This window comes from Anabaena sp. WA102 (assembly GCF_001277295.1).
GTDB classification, from domain to species: Bacteria; Cyanobacteriota; Cyanobacteriia; order Cyanobacteriales; family Nostocaceae; genus Dolichospermum; species Dolichospermum heterosporum.
Map to the genome: position 1 here is coordinate 5,518,564 of NZ_CP011456.1, position 13,897 is coordinate 5,532,460.

Consider the following 13,897-nt stretch of genomic DNA (forward strand, 5'->3'; position numbering starts at 1 on the left):
GAATAAATCATGAATGCTTACAAGACTTATATCACCATTGAAGACCCGAAGCAGGTAGTTTTATCTGATTTACCTTTTCAAGTTGGACAGCGTGTGGAGATTATTGTTTTAGCTGAAGATAACCCGCAAGTTACAATTAGTAATAAGTTGCGGAATTTATTTGATAAAACTCAGGCTATTTCTGGTGTGGAAGAGGTTACAGAGGAGGATATAGCCGCAGAAATTGAAGCTTATCGGCGTGGGGAATGAAAGTTATTATTGATACTAATGTTTTAGTTTCTGCTGTTCTCAAGGGGAGAGAACCAAGGGATGTTATTCAATTTGTTGTGGATAGTCCTAATTGTGATTGGGTTGTTTCTGAGGAGATTTTAGCAGAGTATCAGGATGTGTTAAGTCGGAAGAAGTTTAAGTTGACAGATGAAGTCAGAAAAGAATGGTTAGATATTATAGATTTGGTGACTACATTAGTTGATGTTCAGGTAACTATAGATTTTGCTAGAGATAGAAAGGATGAAAAGTTTTTAGCTTGTGCTATCGCAGCAGAGGCGGATTTTTTAATTACTGGAGATGCTGATTTTAATCAAGCGCAGAATTTAGTGAATACTACTATTGTTTCTGTGTCTATGTTTAAGCGGTTGGTTTGTGATTTTAGGGGATAATCAAGCGATTAGAACGATACATAAAAAAGTTAAACCGATGCAAAACCTGTAAACTGTCTGACATAAGGTGATCTAAAACCTAAAACAATATCTGTTTTCGGAACACCTAACGCTACTAATTGATGAGGAATTCCTTCTTCGGTAAAATCTCTTTCAATCCAAATTTTACCATCTTTAATACTAATATGAATGGGAAACCAGTAAATTCTCTTTTCATCTTTCCATCCTGTAACCAATAATAAATAAACATCCCTTTCTGTATCAAAAACAAGTTCGAGATTTTCTGAATCTTCTATACATTCTTCTTGTGCATATTTTTGGATAAAGTTTTTAACTATTTCTCGATAATTTAATGTTTCCATAGTAAGATTTCCTCTCTTTTTACATCAAACACTAATAACTTAATGTCATAAGTCTGTAAAACAGTTTGAATAAAAGAATCTAGAAAAAATCCTTCATATATATCTTGAGATATAGCTAGATATAATATCCTGTGAGGATCTTTCTGTGTTAATACTACCTTATAATTCAAAAACTGACCAATAGCTGTATGAAATTCAGAAATCGCTGAAAGTCCTATAAAACTTCTTACCTCTACAGCTATTTTTTGATTATCTTTCTCCGCAGTAATTAACTTTTCTGCACCTAAGTCTATTCTCACTTTAACTTTTTCAGTAAGTTCAAAAGATAAAGGATCATGAGTAATTAACCAATTATCTTTTTCTAAAGCTATCTTAACTGTATTGTGAAATATATCTTTTGCTGACATAAAAATTTAAAGTGATATTTTATCTTAGATAATACCTTATTTTTTAAGTAATAAAAATGTTGGGTTATGCTTACGGCACGCTACGCGAACGTTTCTCAACCCAACCTACAACTAACCCACTGCAAAACCAGTAAATTCCCTCACAAAAGGAGATTTAAAACCTAAAACTATATCGGTTTTTGGTACTCCTAATTCTACCAGTTCACTAGCTACACCTTCTTCAGTTAAATCTCGCTGAATCCAGATTTTTCCATCTCTAATATCTACATGAATAACTGTACCATAAGCCCTTTCGTTATTGTGCCATCCTACATGAACTACTAAATAACTATTTCTTTCACTATCAAAAATTAACTCCTTTTCTGTTCCTTCTGATCTATGATTTTCGGTATGTCTTGCTAACACGGTTTTTACTAATTCAGGATAATTCATTCTTTCCATAAAACAATCTCCTGTTTAATAATTTCAAAAATTAATAATTTTAATTTATGTTCAGCAATTATTTCTTGAATAAACGGAATTAGAAAAAACTCTTTGTATATGTCATTACCAATTGCTAAATATAAGATACGGTTGGGTTCTTTTTTTCTTAAAACAGTACGATAATTAAGTGTTTGTCCTAAAGCTGTATGAAATTCAGTAACTTCAGATTGTCCTAAAAAAGATTTTACCTCAACTGCTATTTTTTGACCTTCTTTTTCTGCTCCTAATAGTCTTTCTGCTCCTAAATCAATTCTAAAGTCAAGACCATCTACTGTAAATGATAAAGGATCATTAGTAATTAACCAACCATCTTTTTCTAAAGCTAACCTAACTGCATTGTGAAAAAAGTCTTTTGCTGACATAGGGATAAATTTATACTACAATATATAGTATATTAATTTGGGTATTTACAAAAAGTCCTGGCGATTAGAAATCGCAGCTATACAAACGAAGTCCACCTGCGTGGACTAAAAACAAGATTTTTGAACCCGCGAAGGCGGGTTTTGTCTGTGTAGACGCGAATTATATTCGCCGGGTGTTTAAATATTTTTTGTTTCGCGCAAAGTCGCAAAGGAGCAAAGACGCAAAGGAAGAACACAGCACAGCGATCTATTGAATATTGAGTGATATTTGATATAATTTTAGAAGTCAACAAGTAACCGTTAATACCTCTTAATGATATGGATGACCTTAAATATTTATTAAATCGTGCATCGTTTGATGAAAGAAAAGCTTTAGCAGATATTCTCAAAGCTAAAGAACCAACTGTTGATCGCATTATTGATCGTTTATCTAAAAAGAGTCAAGATGCAGCTAGTTATATATTTAATGAAATATTTGATGATCATCCAAGTTATCAGAAAATAGTTAGGCGTGCTGCTAAAAAGTTAAAAATCAAATGTGATAAATATGAATCTGCTAGTGTCATGGAAATTAAAATTGCTCAGAAGGTAATGGAAACAATATGGGAGAAAATGACACCTGAACAAAAACGACAAATGGAAGAAGAGTTAAGAAAAACAGCATCAGAATTTGATAAAGGAAGTGAACTTTTAGGAAGTAGTAGTATTTTTCTGGCTTTGACTGGTGCTAAGTTGTCTGGTTTTGGTATTTATTTACTAGCTTCAACATCTCTAAGTTCACTTAGCGGAATGATAGGAATTACTTTACCTTTTGTTGCTTATAAAACAATGTCAATTGCAATAGCTCAGGTTCTCGGTCCGGTAGGTTGGATAGGTGCAGGATTATTTACTATATGGCAGTTGTCAGAACCTAGTTATAAAAGAGTTATTCCAGCTATTGTTTATATTTGCGCTTTAAGAGCAAGGTTGGATGGTGGTTTTGCTTAATTAATTTTCAAGCAAGATGTGGATTGTGATAAAATCCTACCATCATTTAGTACGGTTAATACGCAACCACATCCAAAAAATGTGACTACCATGTTATTTAGTAAACATTTAGCAAGGTGATCTTATGTCTCTAAGATACACACGGCAAAAGCTGTACTCAGCAGTGCGAACACTAGCTTCATCTAACGAAAGTATACAGGACAGACTATATTTTGCTTCAAGTGATTTAATGACACTTCATCAACCAGATGATTTTCCTGAAGAATTAAGAGAAGAATTTAATGAAATTCATCAGAAATTAACTCATGAAGGTAGTTTTGAAGCAACTACTACAAAAATGAGTGAGGAAGAAGCTCGCAAGATAGCAGAAAAGATAGTTGATCTGTATGATGAGATAGCTCAAAAACTTGGTGCTATGGAGTCACAGACAATATTGAGCGTTTAAGAATATTCTTAGGTTGGGTTAAGCAAAGCGCAACCTAACGTAATAAAATTATCAAGATGTTGGGTTTCGTTTCTCAACCCAACCTACACAACTAATCTACTCAAAATAAAAATATGAATTTTTTTGACATGGACAATTATTTAAATTTGAAAGGAAAGACTTTTGATGAAGCTACTCATTATGCTGAACAACAAGGCTATAAATTGCATATTAAAGTGGGTAATTCATATCAATCTTTATCCGCAAACAGCCCTATGGGTATAATTGTTGTCAAATTATCATCTGACAATATAATTATTGAGTCTAAGCTAGGTGTTGAAAAGGTTTGACATACCTTTATTTAAAATTCACAGTATGAAAAAAAGGAAAGTTTCAGCTTTCCTTTTTTTATACAGCAGTTTGAGATCAAACGCGGTACAAAGATGGTAAACTTTAAAGATGTAAAAAAAAGAAAATAATTGAGATATATGGCAGCAGCATATTCGACTGATATAAGACAAAAAATATTAAGTGCTTGGCAAAATAAAGAAGGTACGCAAAGAGAGTTAGCAGCGAGATTTAAAGTGAGCCTATCATTTATCAGTGAATTTTTCCGCCAATATAGAGAAACGGGGAAGATAGAACCCAAACCCCAAGGTGGAGACCGCCGTTCTTTAATTAAAGGTAAAGAGGAAGAATTGTTGAAGAAAATAGTGATAGAGCAGAATGATATATATTTACGGGAAATTCAAGCAGCAATAAAGGATCAAACAGAAATAGAGGTAAGTATATCCAGTTTATCCCGAACTCTAAAACGCTTAGATTTAAGACGTAAAAAAAAACTTTAGTGGCAAGTGAGCAAGAAACACAAAGAGTACAAGAAATGCGTTATGAATTTCGACGTTGGCTAGATACAATAGATGTCAAAAACCTTGTATTCATTGATGAAACAGGTGTACACCTGGCTATGACACGAAACTACGGTAGAGGTGTTGAAGGTGAAAGGGTCTATGATGATCGTCCAGGAAATAAAGGTAAAAACATCACATTAATTGGAGCTATGAGTGATGAAGGGTTAATTGCCACTATGACCTTTCCTGGTAGTTTAAACACTACTAGTTTTTTAGTTTTCATTGAACAAATCTTACTACCTCAGTTGTGGATTGGCGCAATTGTAGTCATGGATAATTTACCTGTACATTATGCTGAAAAGGCAAGAATTTTGATTGAATCTGTTGGAGCAAAGGTTAAATTTTTACCTCCATACTCCCCTGATTTATCACCCATTGAATTATGTTGGTCAAAGTTAAAAGAAATCTTACGTTCTGCAAAAGCTCGTAGTTTTGATGCTCTTGATGAGGCAATTACTATGGCGGTTAATGCTATTACTGATGAAAATGCTCTCAATTGGTTTAATCATTGTGGATTGTTTTTTGACCCTATTTAGATAGCTATTTTTGTACTGGACTTGATCGCAAACTGCTGTAAATAGCCTCAAAAGTCAAAACAAGCCAAAAAAAATTTATTACTTATGAATTGTTTGCTCTATCTAACCAAGTGCAAAATTCTGATTTACTACTAAAAACTTCTGTAGTTTCTCCATCAAAAATAAAATTATTAGTATTTATTACCCTATAGGTATAGAAAAATGTTTGACATCCTGGATAAGGACTTCCATCATCATGTTCTCGTTCATATTCAATTGATACTCCATCTTTAAATTTGTAAATCACAGTTGTAGTATTTATATTGCTGCCTGTACCATCAGTTGTGTTTTTGGAAGAAGATTCAGAGCTTAAAATTTCTTCAGAACCAGCTTCAATTTTTTGAACATAGTCAACAAGTTTTTTGTTCATAAGAAGGCAATTAAACTCTATAAATTGATTGCACCATTATACATTAGGGATAAGCCTAAAAGCCTATCCCCAAAAAATCAACTAATTAATGACTTACGTTCCAGACTGCCAAGAATTGGTATAGTCAATTTGCGCTGCTGTCAAACTATCAATGAAAATGCCCATAGCTTGCAACTTCAAACGAGCAATTTCTTCATCCACATCTCTAGGAATAGAGTGCAAACCAGCAGCTAAACTACCCTTATTCTTCACCAGGTATTCAACAGCTAATGCTTGGTTAGCAAAACTCATATCCATAACTGCGCTGGGGTGTCCTTCAGCCGCAGCCAAATTAATCAAACGTCCTTGTCCGAGAACGACAACGGATTTACCATTTGTCAATTTATACTCTTCTGTGAAAGGACGGACATCCTTGATTTCCTTAGCATTAGCGGCTAAGTATTTCAAATCAAGTTCCAAATCAAAGTGACCAGAGTTACAAACGATCGCACCGTCTTTCATGACATCGAAGTGTTCACCACGAACGACGTGCTTGTTACCTGTCACAGTAATGAAGATATCACCGTGAGGTGCTGCTTCCGCCATTGGTAGCACGCGGAAACCATCCATAACGGCTTCAATTGCCTTGATGTGGTCAATTTCGGTAACGATGACGTTTGCACCCATACCACGGGCGCGGAGGGCTGTACCCTTACCACACCAGCCATAACCGACAACCACAACAGTCTTACCAGCTAACAAAATATTTGTAGCGCGGATAATCCCGTCTAAGGTAGATTGACCAGTACCATAGCGGTTATCAAAGAAGTGCTTGGTGTCTGCGTCGTTGACGTTCATCGCTGGGAAGGTGAGAACGCCTTCTTTAAACATGGCGCGTAACCGCACGATCCCAGTTGTGGTTTCTTCGGTGCTACCAATTAAATCGGCGATTTGGTGTTGACGATGTTGAACTAATTCTGCTACCACGTCGCTACCGTCATCAACAATGATGTTGGGGCGATGATCTAAGGCGATTTGGACGTGGCGGTTATATGTAGCGGCATCTTCGCCTTTTTGAGCAAATACGGCAATTCCATGATCGGCTACAAGACTTGCAGCTACGTCATCTTGAGTTGATAAAGGGTTACTGGCAATTAAGACTGCATCAGCACCACCGGCTTTGAGAGCGATCGCTAAATGTGCAGTTTCTGTGGTGACGTGGGCGCAAGCTGAAATACGCAATCCAGCAAAGGGCTTTTCTTTCTCAAAGCGATCGCGGATTTGCTTCAATACGGGCATTTCTCTTCCAGCCCATTCAATCCGTTGTCTTCCCAAGGGAGCGAGGGCGAGGTCTTTAACCTCGTGCTTTAATATGGGAGTTGTTGCAATCATGAAAATTATCCTCTAAAAAATGAAACAGGTCTATAAACCTTTACGTACTTTAACAATATTTTCTGACAACTAGCCATATTTTCTCGTAAATACTGATTCCCGATTTATCAGCAAAAGTAATTTTGCCAATTATATGCCGAAATATATCAGATTTGATATAGTAAAAATATGGAAAAAACTGATAAACCTCTAGTTTTATTACATGGATAAGTTCAGAAGTTAAGTACAAATCATGAGAGAACGAACCACGAAGGAACGAAGAAAACGAAGAAAAGAGGGTTTCAGAGATATTTTGTGTAAGTCATAAGATAGTCAACCCAGAATTGCTAATGCTGAAAATGGAGATGATTCTGTTTCCATTGAGTTATTAATACGTGCAATGTTAGCTACTGGTGCAACTCCCCAGGATATCGGCCAGATAATTGCTAGTGTGCAGGGGTGAGAGTATTTTCTAAGTTAATGAAGCCAAAGTTTGTATCAACAGATGAGATTCTTTACCAATATCACCTTGTAATAAAAATTGATACCATTGTTGTAACTGTTGCCGAGCTAAAGTATAAAGCGGATCATCAATACCTGAGTGAAAAAGTTCTATTATCGCCTGTCTTTGAGTCTTTCCCCGTCCTAAAATCCTCAACCAGAGAGTGGAAATATCTATAGGTAGTTCATTTGTAACAACGATAGTAGTAGAAAAAATTGCAGGTAAATTATAAACACCTGGAATATTCACAGCAGATGATTTAATTCCAAATCCTTGAAAATGGTCAGGAAAAATAGAGGGAACGATGATCAATTGAGTTTTATTATCATCCTCTTCCGATTTTTCCCGATCTATATCTTTTAAAGTTTCATTTACAGGAATAATCCCGCCATTAGTTTCACTTGTCCACGTTAAAAAATGATTTATACAGTTTCTTACTTCCTGCGTGTTTGGTGTCCAGCGTAGAGGTTGAATAATACAGGGAGTTGAAGTAAGTTCTCCCAATAATCCCAAGGATATCCTAGATTTATTAATATCAGGTTCAAACAATACATCTACTATTTTTGCTTCCGCCACCACTTCGGGACTAACTAATATATTAGGGTTATTAGTAAAGAGTGTTTCTATATATGTACGTTCCCAACCAAATCGAGAAGGATGTTTATAGACTCTTAATTTAGGGTTGCGGGGAATAAGTTCATTCAGGAAAACATTACCATAATTACTAAGTAGTGCAGAAAGGTAATTTTGGGCAAAAATCACAAAAGATGGTCGAGACATAGGAAATTTTTCAAAAATATTATTTCTAAGATATTATACATTTAATTAGCCATATTTTATCATAAATACCTATTAGCTAGTAGATACTACCTTTATCTTCAATATAAGTAAGATTAAGACCTGATCTAACTTTTGGCTTTTTCATCCTTCTCTGATAAGACTATAGCAACCTTGCGAATTACCCAAGGAGGTATTTGAGTGCTAGTTCAATTTTTAGCTATTACGGGTTCAATGATCATATCTATTGCACCTATACCTAAAGCTACAACCCAAACTCCAGAGAATTTACACAAAACTGCATTTATCAAAACAGCATTAACCCAACCACAACCAGAAACGCAAACTCAATTTTTCCAACAAGTTGGTATTGCTACTGCTAGTACCATCACTATGATGATTATGAGTTGGGGAGTCCGTCGTTTCCAAAAACGTTTAAGTAATAATTTACTAAAATCATTTGAGTCTAATTCCTTAGATGATCAACCCATTACCAAATTAATTAATCAACAACAGCAACATCTTCAAGAAGTTAAAACCAGACTATTTCAACTTGCACAAGCTGGAATTTGGGTCAGTGGTAATTTAATTATTTTAGGACTATTTCCTGCTACCCAAGCCTTACAAATTGGGATTCTCACCATTGCCAAAATTCCCATCAAATTAATTATTGTTGGTGTGGGAACGTATGTCATAGTCAGGTTTACTTATGCTATCATCGATCATTTTACCTCTACCATCATTAGTGGTGGAGCATTACTAACTCCAGAAACTTCCGAACGTCTACAATTGAGAATATCCACATTTTCCGGTGTCACTAAAAGTATCACCACCATTATTTGGGTAGGTGCGGGAATTTTAATGTCCTTAATTGCCTTGGGAATAAATATTGTTCCTCTTCTGGCTGGTGCCGGTTTGGTCGGTGTGGCTATATCTCTCGCTTCCCAAAACTTAATCAAAGACGCAATTAACGGCTTTCTAATTATTTTTGAAGATCAATATGCTCTGGGTGATATGATTACCGTCGGCACTGTGGGCGGTTTGGTGGAAAAGTTGAATCTACGAATGACTCAAGTTCGAGATTCAGAAGGGCGTTTAATTACCATTCCCAATAGTGAAGTCAAGATTGTAGCTAATCTCTCCAGCCGCTGGTCACGGGCTGATTTAAGTATTCCGATTTCTTATCAAGCTGATGTAGACAAAGCTTTACAATTAATTGAAAATGTGGGTTTGGAGATGAGTCAAGATCCCGAATGGCAACATCAAATTCTGGAAAAGCCGAATGTTTTAGGAGTCGAACATTTTAGCGATCGCGGTATCATGATTCGCGTCTTAATCAAAACTCAGCCCCTCAAGCAATGGACTGTAGCCAGAGAATACCGTCGTCGTCTCAAAATTTCCTTAGACGCAGCCGGAATTTATATTCCCGTACCCCAACAAGCCAATTGGGTTACTGAATTTTAGCCTAAACAAGTTCAAAAATTTTCTAGTTATTCAGTCATCAAAAGAAAACTTTTGCTATGAGACTGGGAATATAGCTAAGGCCACGCTACGCTATCATCATCTCGTTCCTAGTAGTTCGTCAAATTTATTTTGACGGGTAATGATCGGAAAAAACTTCTGTTCTTCCCTCCCCTACCCCCCCTGCCTCTCTTCTCCCCCTGCTTGCCTTCACCCGTCATTTTCGGGTTGACAGACTACTAGTCTCTGACTAGGAATGCAGTTAATGAGGCTCTGCCTCTAATATCATTGAAGGCAGAGCCTTCTAGAATTCATTCCCAGTCAGAGACTGGGAATGAGATGACTTGAGTTCTTTGGGGGATAAATGTTTTATGTTAAGTTGACACCAATGAAGCTCTTGCTTTACCCCTACCCGCAGAATCAAATAATTAAGCCGTATTGAGTATAAGTTGACACCATTGAATGAAGCATACCCCCATACTCAAAACTAACTAAGAAAGGTCTTTCAACTCAGCGGTGCGGACGGAAAGCATCTGTGTCTGATTCCCTCTTTGCACTTTTATCTGCAACGCTTGACCAAGGGTACTGTCTTCCACTACACCTTGTAACTGTTCAGCACTAGTAATTTCTTTACTATCAATCTGTACAATCACATCACCGCGACGGATACCCGCAGTTGCAGCCGGAGAATTAGGGACAACTCGCATGACTAAAACTCCTTTAACTTCAGGAATTGCAAACATGGAATTAGGATCATTGTTATTTTGTTTTGCTAATTCCGGTGTTAATGTCACCATTTGCACACCTAAGTATGGGTGAACAACTCTGCCATCTCGTTGCAATTGTACAGCGATCGCCTTAGCCTTATCAATAGGAATTGCAAACCCAATCCCCATCGCATCGGCGCGAATTGCGGTATTAATTCCAATCACTTCGCCTAAACCATTTAATAATGGTCCACCAGAGTTACCGGGGTTAATAGCTGCGTCAGTCTGGATGAAATCTAACCGTTTATCACTGATTCCTACTTGAGCGCTCGAACGTTTTAGGGTGCTGACAATCCCCAAGGTAACAGTATTATCAAATCCTAACGGATTACCCACCGCGATCGCCCAATCTCCCACCTGAACATTATTAGAAGCACCCAAAGGGGCAACAGGTAAATCTTTACCAGCATTAATCTTAACTACAGCCAAATCCGTAACTTCATCAATGCCTTTCACCTTACCCTCAAAAGTGCGACCATCTTTTAGACGGACTGTAACCTTATCAGCCTTATCAACTACGTGAGCATTAGTGAGAATTACGCCGCTTTTGTCAAGAATAAAACCAGAACCTAAACCCCGTAATTGTTCCGTCGGTGATTGTTGGGGAAAGCTATCACCAAAAAACCGCCGAAAAAATGGATCTTCCATCATCGGATCATTTCGGCGAGTAATCGTTCGTTCAGTATCAATTCTCACCACTGCCGCACCCACACGATTCACCGCTGCTGTCACAAAACTGTGACTACCAATGACAGCAGTAGCAGGAGATGGTTTTTGAGCAACTTGTGTGAATGACTCAGTGACAGGATTTGGACCCGGTTCTGCTGCTGAAGGTAACACCCGCAGGGAAGTGACAGTCAAGACCACTCCCATAAAAATCGCTAACACATGGGTACTGAGTTGTCTAATAGACCGGGGCATTTGAAAAAATCGCATAATCACAACCTAATCTACAAGCCTAGTTTTTGCTGTTTCTTGATAAATCTATCTACATCTCATTCTAGTTTATTGACATTTTCACTCACATTTAAGTTTCGGGGATTTTGCCAAATCTTGGCTCAAACATGAATATTTCCCATCTGTCACTAATTCAGTAGCAGCAGTTAAACAACATACAAAATTCCTATCTCTCTAGGCTAAAATATTGATTAGAGCCAAAATGCCAAAACCAATATTCATAGAACAACTCATGAATGGAGCAACCCCCATCACAAACAACTCCTCACCTGTATCAGAACCAGGCGAACATATCCACAATCACAGTCATACGGATCATACACACATTGATTCTGTTCATCCTCATGTCCACAGTGAAGAGTCCTTACGGCGGATTATTAACCGACTATCACGTATAGAAGGTCACGTTCGCGGAATCAAGACAATGGTACAACAAAATACGCCATGTCCTGATGTATTATTACAAATTGCCGCCGTGCGAGGAGCATTAGATAAAGTAGCACGAATTGTCCTAGACGAACATTTAACTGAATGTATTGGTAGAGCCGCTCAAGCAGGTAATATAGAATCAGAAATTGAACAATTAAAAGCCGCTTTAGATAGATTTTTGCCTTGATTATCCATAAATATCAATTTCACTATTCTTTAAATCATCAACCAAACAAACCAATAATTCTGTTTTTACATGGCTTCATGGGGAATATTTATGAATTTGATCAAGCCATAAAACTACTAGTTGATGATTTTTCCCATCTTACCATTGATTTACCGGGACATGGCAAAACTCATGTTTTAGATGATGAATGTTATACAATGGCATCTACAGCCGCAGCGATTATCCAATTATTAGATCAATTAAAAATTGACCAGTGTTATTTAATTGGTTACTCAATGGGAGGAAGATTAGCCTTATATCTGACTCTGTATTTTCCCCAAAGATTTATTAAAGTTATCCTAGAATCTGCTTCTCCTGGTTTAGCCACAGAAACCGCAAGGTTGGCTAGAATTAAAAGTGATGCTCAAATAGCCAAAAAATTAACGAGAATGACAAATAAAGATGATTTTGATTACTTTCTCCATAATTGGTATCAACAGCCAATTTTTGGGGATATTAAAAATCATCCACAATACCAATCTATGATAGCCAGTAGATTAGCAAATAATCCGCTAAATTTAGTTAAATCACTGCAATTTATGGGAACAGGTTCTCAACCTAGTTTATGGGAATTTCTACCTAAAAATACTATTCCTCTATTATTATTAGTTGGTGAGGAAGATGAAAAATTTATGAAAATTAATATGGAAGTTACCAAAAAATGTAACTTTGTTAAATTACAAATAATTGATCAAATTGCACATAATATTCATCTAGAAAACACTGTAGCATTTGTGCAAAATATGCAAAAATTTTTTAGTAGGGTGTGTTAGCGACAGCGTAACGCACCATTATCAATAATTTGGTACATTACAGATTTCTCATTGTTGTTGTTACCGAATTCTGGGCGCAGACCCTGCGCCCCTACGTTGCGAACTGTTTCCGTTCTATAAAACTTACCCAAAATTACCAAAGTCTAGACACATCTGGACAGCGATAATCTTAGTGTTTATTTCCTGCTTCATCGCGGTCTTAGAATGACTTCCAATCTTGTTTGCCCGCTCCACAGACAATCTCGGTAGAACTTACCGTTTCTGACCGTAGTTCCTAAAAAGAACCCTATTACCGTTGCACTCAGAACTCCCAACTATTAACATCTTTATGAGTCCAACGATAAATTAAGGATTTAAAGGCGAACTCTGGTAAGGCTAACATTCGTTGCCAGCGCCAAGGTTCTTGATATAGTCTATATAGCCATTCTAAGTTATTATTTGCTAACCAACGGGGGGCGCGAGTTTTTCCACCTGACCAAATATCAAAACTACCACCAACACCTACCCAAATGGAGTGAGGACACAAATGACGGTGTTCAGCAATCCATAATTCTTGACGTGGTACTCCCAAACCAACAAATATTACTTGTGGCTGTAGTTGAGTCAGAGTTTGCAATAACTGTTGTTCTTCTGCTGGGGAATGATAACCAGAATGTGTGCCGGATATTTTGAGAGTGGGAAGTTGTTTTTGCCATAAATCTGCTGCTTTTTCGGCTATTCCTGGTGCGCCTCCATAGAAAAATATTGAAGCAGATGTTTGTTCTTGATCTATTATTTGTAAAAGGCTTTCTGCTAATTCAATTCCGGGAAACCGTTGCACTTTTTGTCCTAATAAATATTGTAAATAGAGAACTACTCCTGCGCCGTCGGGAATAACTAATTCAGCATTTTTAATGATTTTTGCTAATGGGAGATTGCGCTCTGCTTGCATAGTCATTTCGGCATTGAGGGTGACGACATGAGTCCCTTGACCTGCTTTTAAGCAATCTAATAACCAGTTTGGATAATTATTCATTATATGCACTGGTAAGCCTAGTACGGGTAATGCTTGCGGGAATTTAAACATAGTTTTTTTAAAATCAGAATTTAGGAGAATGTTTGATAAAGATTAGTGT

The 13,897-nt window shown here is 36.9% G+C and carries 19 protein-coding genes; 10 read left to right on the forward strand and 9 right to left on the reverse strand.

Going from position 1 to position 13,897, the window contains the following annotated elements; all coding sequences use genetic code 11:
* Positions 1 to 9 precede the first annotated feature (9 nt).
* On the forward strand, positions 10 to 249 hold the full coding sequence (locus tag AA650_RS24400) for a hypothetical protein (protein WP_027402910.1): 240 nt from the start codon (positions 10 to 12) through the stop codon (positions 247 to 249).
* On the forward strand, positions 246 to 659 hold the full coding sequence (locus AA650_RS24405; RefSeq protein ID WP_053541003.1) for a putative toxin-antitoxin system toxin component, PIN family: 414 nt from the start codon (positions 246 to 248) through the stop codon (positions 657 to 659). Before AA650_RS24400 ends, AA650_RS24405 begins: the two co-directional genes overlap by 4 nt.
* Before the next feature lie 29 nt (positions 660 to 688).
* On the opposite strand, the gene AA650_RS24410 is transcribed toward AA650_RS24405, so the two are convergent.
* From AA650_RS24410 to AA650_RS24425, 4 genes are all read right to left on the reverse strand, one after another.
* Positions 689 to 1,021 (reverse strand): XisI protein, encoded by a 333-nt coding sequence (locus tag AA650_RS24410; protein WP_053541004.1) that lies wholly within the window; start codon positions 1,019 to 1,021, stop codon positions 689 to 691.
* The gene (locus AA650_RS24415; protein ID WP_053541005.1) at positions 1,009 to 1,428 is read right to left on the reverse strand and encodes a XisH family protein; all 420 of its coding nucleotides are present in this window, start codon (positions 1,426 to 1,428) and stop codon (positions 1,009 to 1,011) included. Before AA650_RS24415 ends, AA650_RS24410 begins: the two co-directional genes overlap by 13 nt.
* Positions 1,429 to 1,539: 111 nt before the next feature.
* Positions 1,540 to 1,869, reverse strand: coding sequence for a XisI protein (locus AA650_RS24420; RefSeq protein WP_053541006.1), 330 nt, complete (start codon positions 1,867 to 1,869; stop codon positions 1,540 to 1,542).
* On the reverse strand, positions 1,857 to 2,273 hold the full coding sequence (locus AA650_RS24425) for a XisH family protein (protein WP_016949023.1): 417 nt from the start codon (positions 2,271 to 2,273) through the stop codon (positions 1,857 to 1,859). Before AA650_RS24425 ends, AA650_RS24420 begins: the two co-directional genes overlap by 13 nt.
* Before the next feature lie 318 nt (positions 2,274 to 2,591).
* Between AA650_RS24425 and AA650_RS24430 the strand changes: the two genes are divergently transcribed.
* The 5 genes from AA650_RS24430 (at position 2,592) to AA650_RS24450 (ending at position 5,131) form a co-directional block, all read left to right on the forward strand.
* Complete coding sequence (locus tag AA650_RS24430) at positions 2,592 to 3,260, forward strand: YaaW family protein (protein WP_053541007.1); 669 nt, start codon at positions 2,592 to 2,594, stop codon at positions 3,258 to 3,260.
* 124 nt (positions 3,261 to 3,384) lie between these two features.
* The gene (locus tag AA650_RS24435) at positions 3,385 to 3,705 is read left to right on the forward strand and encodes a hypothetical protein (protein ID WP_053541008.1); all 321 of its coding nucleotides are present in this window, start codon (positions 3,385 to 3,387) and stop codon (positions 3,703 to 3,705) included.
* A gap of 113 nt (positions 3,706 to 3,818) precedes the next feature.
* Positions 3,819 to 4,034, forward strand: coding sequence for a hypothetical protein (locus tag AA650_RS24440; RefSeq protein ID WP_053541009.1), 216 nt, complete (start codon positions 3,819 to 3,821; stop codon positions 4,032 to 4,034).
* Between the two features lie 138 nt (positions 4,035 to 4,172).
* Positions 4,173 to 4,532, forward strand: coding sequence for a transposase (locus tag AA650_RS24445; protein ID WP_053541010.1), 360 nt, complete (start codon positions 4,173 to 4,175; stop codon positions 4,530 to 4,532).
* The gene (locus tag AA650_RS24450; protein WP_193899790.1) at positions 4,532 to 5,131 is read left to right on the forward strand and encodes an IS630 family transposase; all 600 of its coding nucleotides are present in this window, start codon (positions 4,532 to 4,534) and stop codon (positions 5,129 to 5,131) included. Before AA650_RS24445 ends, AA650_RS24450 begins: the two co-directional genes overlap by 1 nt.
* An 82-nt stretch (positions 5,132 to 5,213) precedes the next feature.
* Here AA650_RS24450 and AA650_RS24455 read toward each other — a convergent pair whose 3' ends face one another.
* The 3 genes from AA650_RS24455 to AA650_RS24465 all read right to left on the reverse strand — a co-directional run bounded on the left by AA650_RS24455 (position 5,214) and on the right by AA650_RS24465 (position 8,172).
* On the reverse strand, positions 5,214 to 5,540 hold the full coding sequence (locus AA650_RS24455; protein WP_053541011.1) for a hypothetical protein: 327 nt from the start codon (positions 5,538 to 5,540) through the stop codon (positions 5,214 to 5,216).
* A 93-nt stretch (positions 5,541 to 5,633) separates the two neighbouring features.
* On the reverse strand, positions 5,634 to 6,911 hold the full coding sequence (gene ahcY, locus AA650_RS24460) for an adenosylhomocysteinase (RefSeq protein WP_053541012.1): 1,278 nt from the start codon (positions 6,909 to 6,911) through the stop codon (positions 5,634 to 5,636).
* Positions 6,912 to 7,362: 451 nt separating this feature from the next.
* Positions 7,363 to 8,172 carry a hypothetical protein gene (locus AA650_RS24465; protein WP_053541013.1) on the reverse strand — a complete coding sequence of 270 codons (810 nt, stop codon included), beginning with the start codon at positions 8,170 to 8,172 and terminating at the stop codon, positions 7,363 to 7,365.
* 198 nt (positions 8,173 to 8,370) lie between these two features.
* Here AA650_RS24465 and AA650_RS24470 point away from each other — a divergent pair, with 198 nt between their 5' ends.
* Positions 8,371 to 9,633, forward strand: coding sequence for a mechanosensitive ion channel family protein (locus tag AA650_RS24470; protein ID WP_027402898.1), 1,263 nt, complete (start codon positions 8,371 to 8,373; stop codon positions 9,631 to 9,633).
* Positions 9,634 to 10,121: 488 nt separating this feature from the next.
* Here the strand turns inward: AA650_RS24470 and AA650_RS24475 are convergent, their stop codons facing one another.
* The gene (locus tag AA650_RS24475) at positions 10,122 to 11,333 is read right to left on the reverse strand and encodes an HhoA/HhoB/HtrA family serine endopeptidase (protein ID WP_053541014.1); all 1,212 of its coding nucleotides are present in this window, start codon (positions 11,331 to 11,333) and stop codon (positions 10,122 to 10,124) included.
* Positions 11,334 to 11,586: 253 nt separating this feature from the next.
* On the opposite strand from AA650_RS24475, the gene AA650_RS24480 reads away from it, so the two are divergent.
* A complete protein-coding gene (locus tag AA650_RS24480; protein WP_053541406.1) occupies positions 11,587 to 11,970 on the forward strand; it encodes a metal-sensing transcriptional repressor in 384 nt (127 codons plus the stop codon).
* Positions 11,967 to 12,782: a 2-succinyl-6-hydroxy-2,4-cyclohexadiene-1-carboxylate synthase gene (gene menH / locus AA650_RS24485; protein WP_053541015.1), complete on the forward strand. Its 816-nt coding sequence runs from the start codon at positions 11,967 to 11,969 to the stop codon at positions 12,780 to 12,782. Before AA650_RS24480 ends, menH begins: the two co-directional genes overlap by 4 nt.
* Positions 12,783 to 13,083: 301 nt before the next feature.
* Here the strand turns inward: menH and AA650_RS24490 are convergent, their stop codons facing one another.
* Positions 13,084 to 13,848 carry a WecB/TagA/CpsF family glycosyltransferase gene (locus AA650_RS24490; RefSeq protein WP_053541016.1) on the reverse strand — a complete coding sequence of 255 codons (765 nt, stop codon included), beginning with the start codon at positions 13,846 to 13,848 and terminating at the stop codon, positions 13,084 to 13,086.
* Between the last annotated feature and the right edge of the window lie 49 nt (positions 13,849 to 13,897).

Bases quoted from the DNA above. Each gene is read 5' to 3' on its own strand.
- AA650_RS24400 (WP_027402910.1), top strand. From the start codon at position 10: ATGAATGCTTACAAGACTTATATCACCATTGAAGACCCGAAGCAGGTA.
- AA650_RS24405 (WP_053541003.1), top strand. From the start codon at position 246: ATGAAAGTTATTATTGATACTAATGTTTTAGTTTCTGCTGTTCTCAAG.
- AA650_RS24410 (WP_053541004.1), bottom strand. From the start codon at position 1,021: ATGGAAACATTAAATTATCGAGAAATAGTTAAAAACTTTATCCAAAAA.
- AA650_RS24415 (WP_053541005.1), bottom strand. From the start codon at position 1,428: ATGTCAGCAAAAGATATATTTCACAATACAGTTAAGATAGCTTTAGAA.
- AA650_RS24420 (WP_053541006.1), bottom strand. From the start codon at position 1,869: ATGGAAAGAATGAATTATCCTGAATTAGTAAAAACCGTGTTAGCAAGA.
- AA650_RS24425 (WP_016949023.1), bottom strand. From the start codon at position 2,273: ATGTCAGCAAAAGACTTTTTTCACAATGCAGTTAGGTTAGCTTTAGAA.
- AA650_RS24430 (WP_053541007.1), top strand. From the start codon at position 2,592: ATGGATGACCTTAAATATTTATTAAATCGTGCATCGTTTGATGAAAGA.
- AA650_RS24435 (WP_053541008.1), top strand. From the start codon at position 3,385: ATGTCTCTAAGATACACACGGCAAAAGCTGTACTCAGCAGTGCGAACA.
- AA650_RS24440 (WP_053541009.1), top strand. From the start codon at position 3,819: ATGAATTTTTTTGACATGGACAATTATTTAAATTTGAAAGGAAAGACT.
- AA650_RS24445 (WP_053541010.1), top strand. From the start codon at position 4,173: ATGGCAGCAGCATATTCGACTGATATAAGACAAAAAATATTAAGTGCT.
- AA650_RS24455 (WP_053541011.1), bottom strand. From the start codon at position 5,540: ATGAACAAAAAACTTGTTGACTATGTTCAAAAAATTGAAGCTGGTTCT.
- ahcY (WP_053541012.1), bottom strand. From the start codon at position 6,911: ATGATTGCAACAACTCCCATATTAAAGCACGAGGTTAAAGACCTCGCC.
- AA650_RS24465 (WP_053541013.1), bottom strand. From the start codon at position 8,172: ATGTCTCGACCATCTTTTGTGATTTTTGCCCAAAATTACCTTTCTGCA.
- AA650_RS24475 (WP_053541014.1), bottom strand. From the start codon at position 11,333: ATGCGATTTTTTCAAATGCCCCGGTCTATTAGACAACTCAGTACCCAT.
- AA650_RS24480 (WP_053541406.1), top strand. From the start codon at position 11,587: ATGAATGGAGCAACCCCCATCACAAACAACTCCTCACCTGTATCAGAA.
- AA650_RS24490 (WP_053541016.1), bottom strand. From the start codon at position 13,848: ATGTTTAAATTCCCGCAAGCATTACCCGTACTAGGCTTACCAGTGCAT.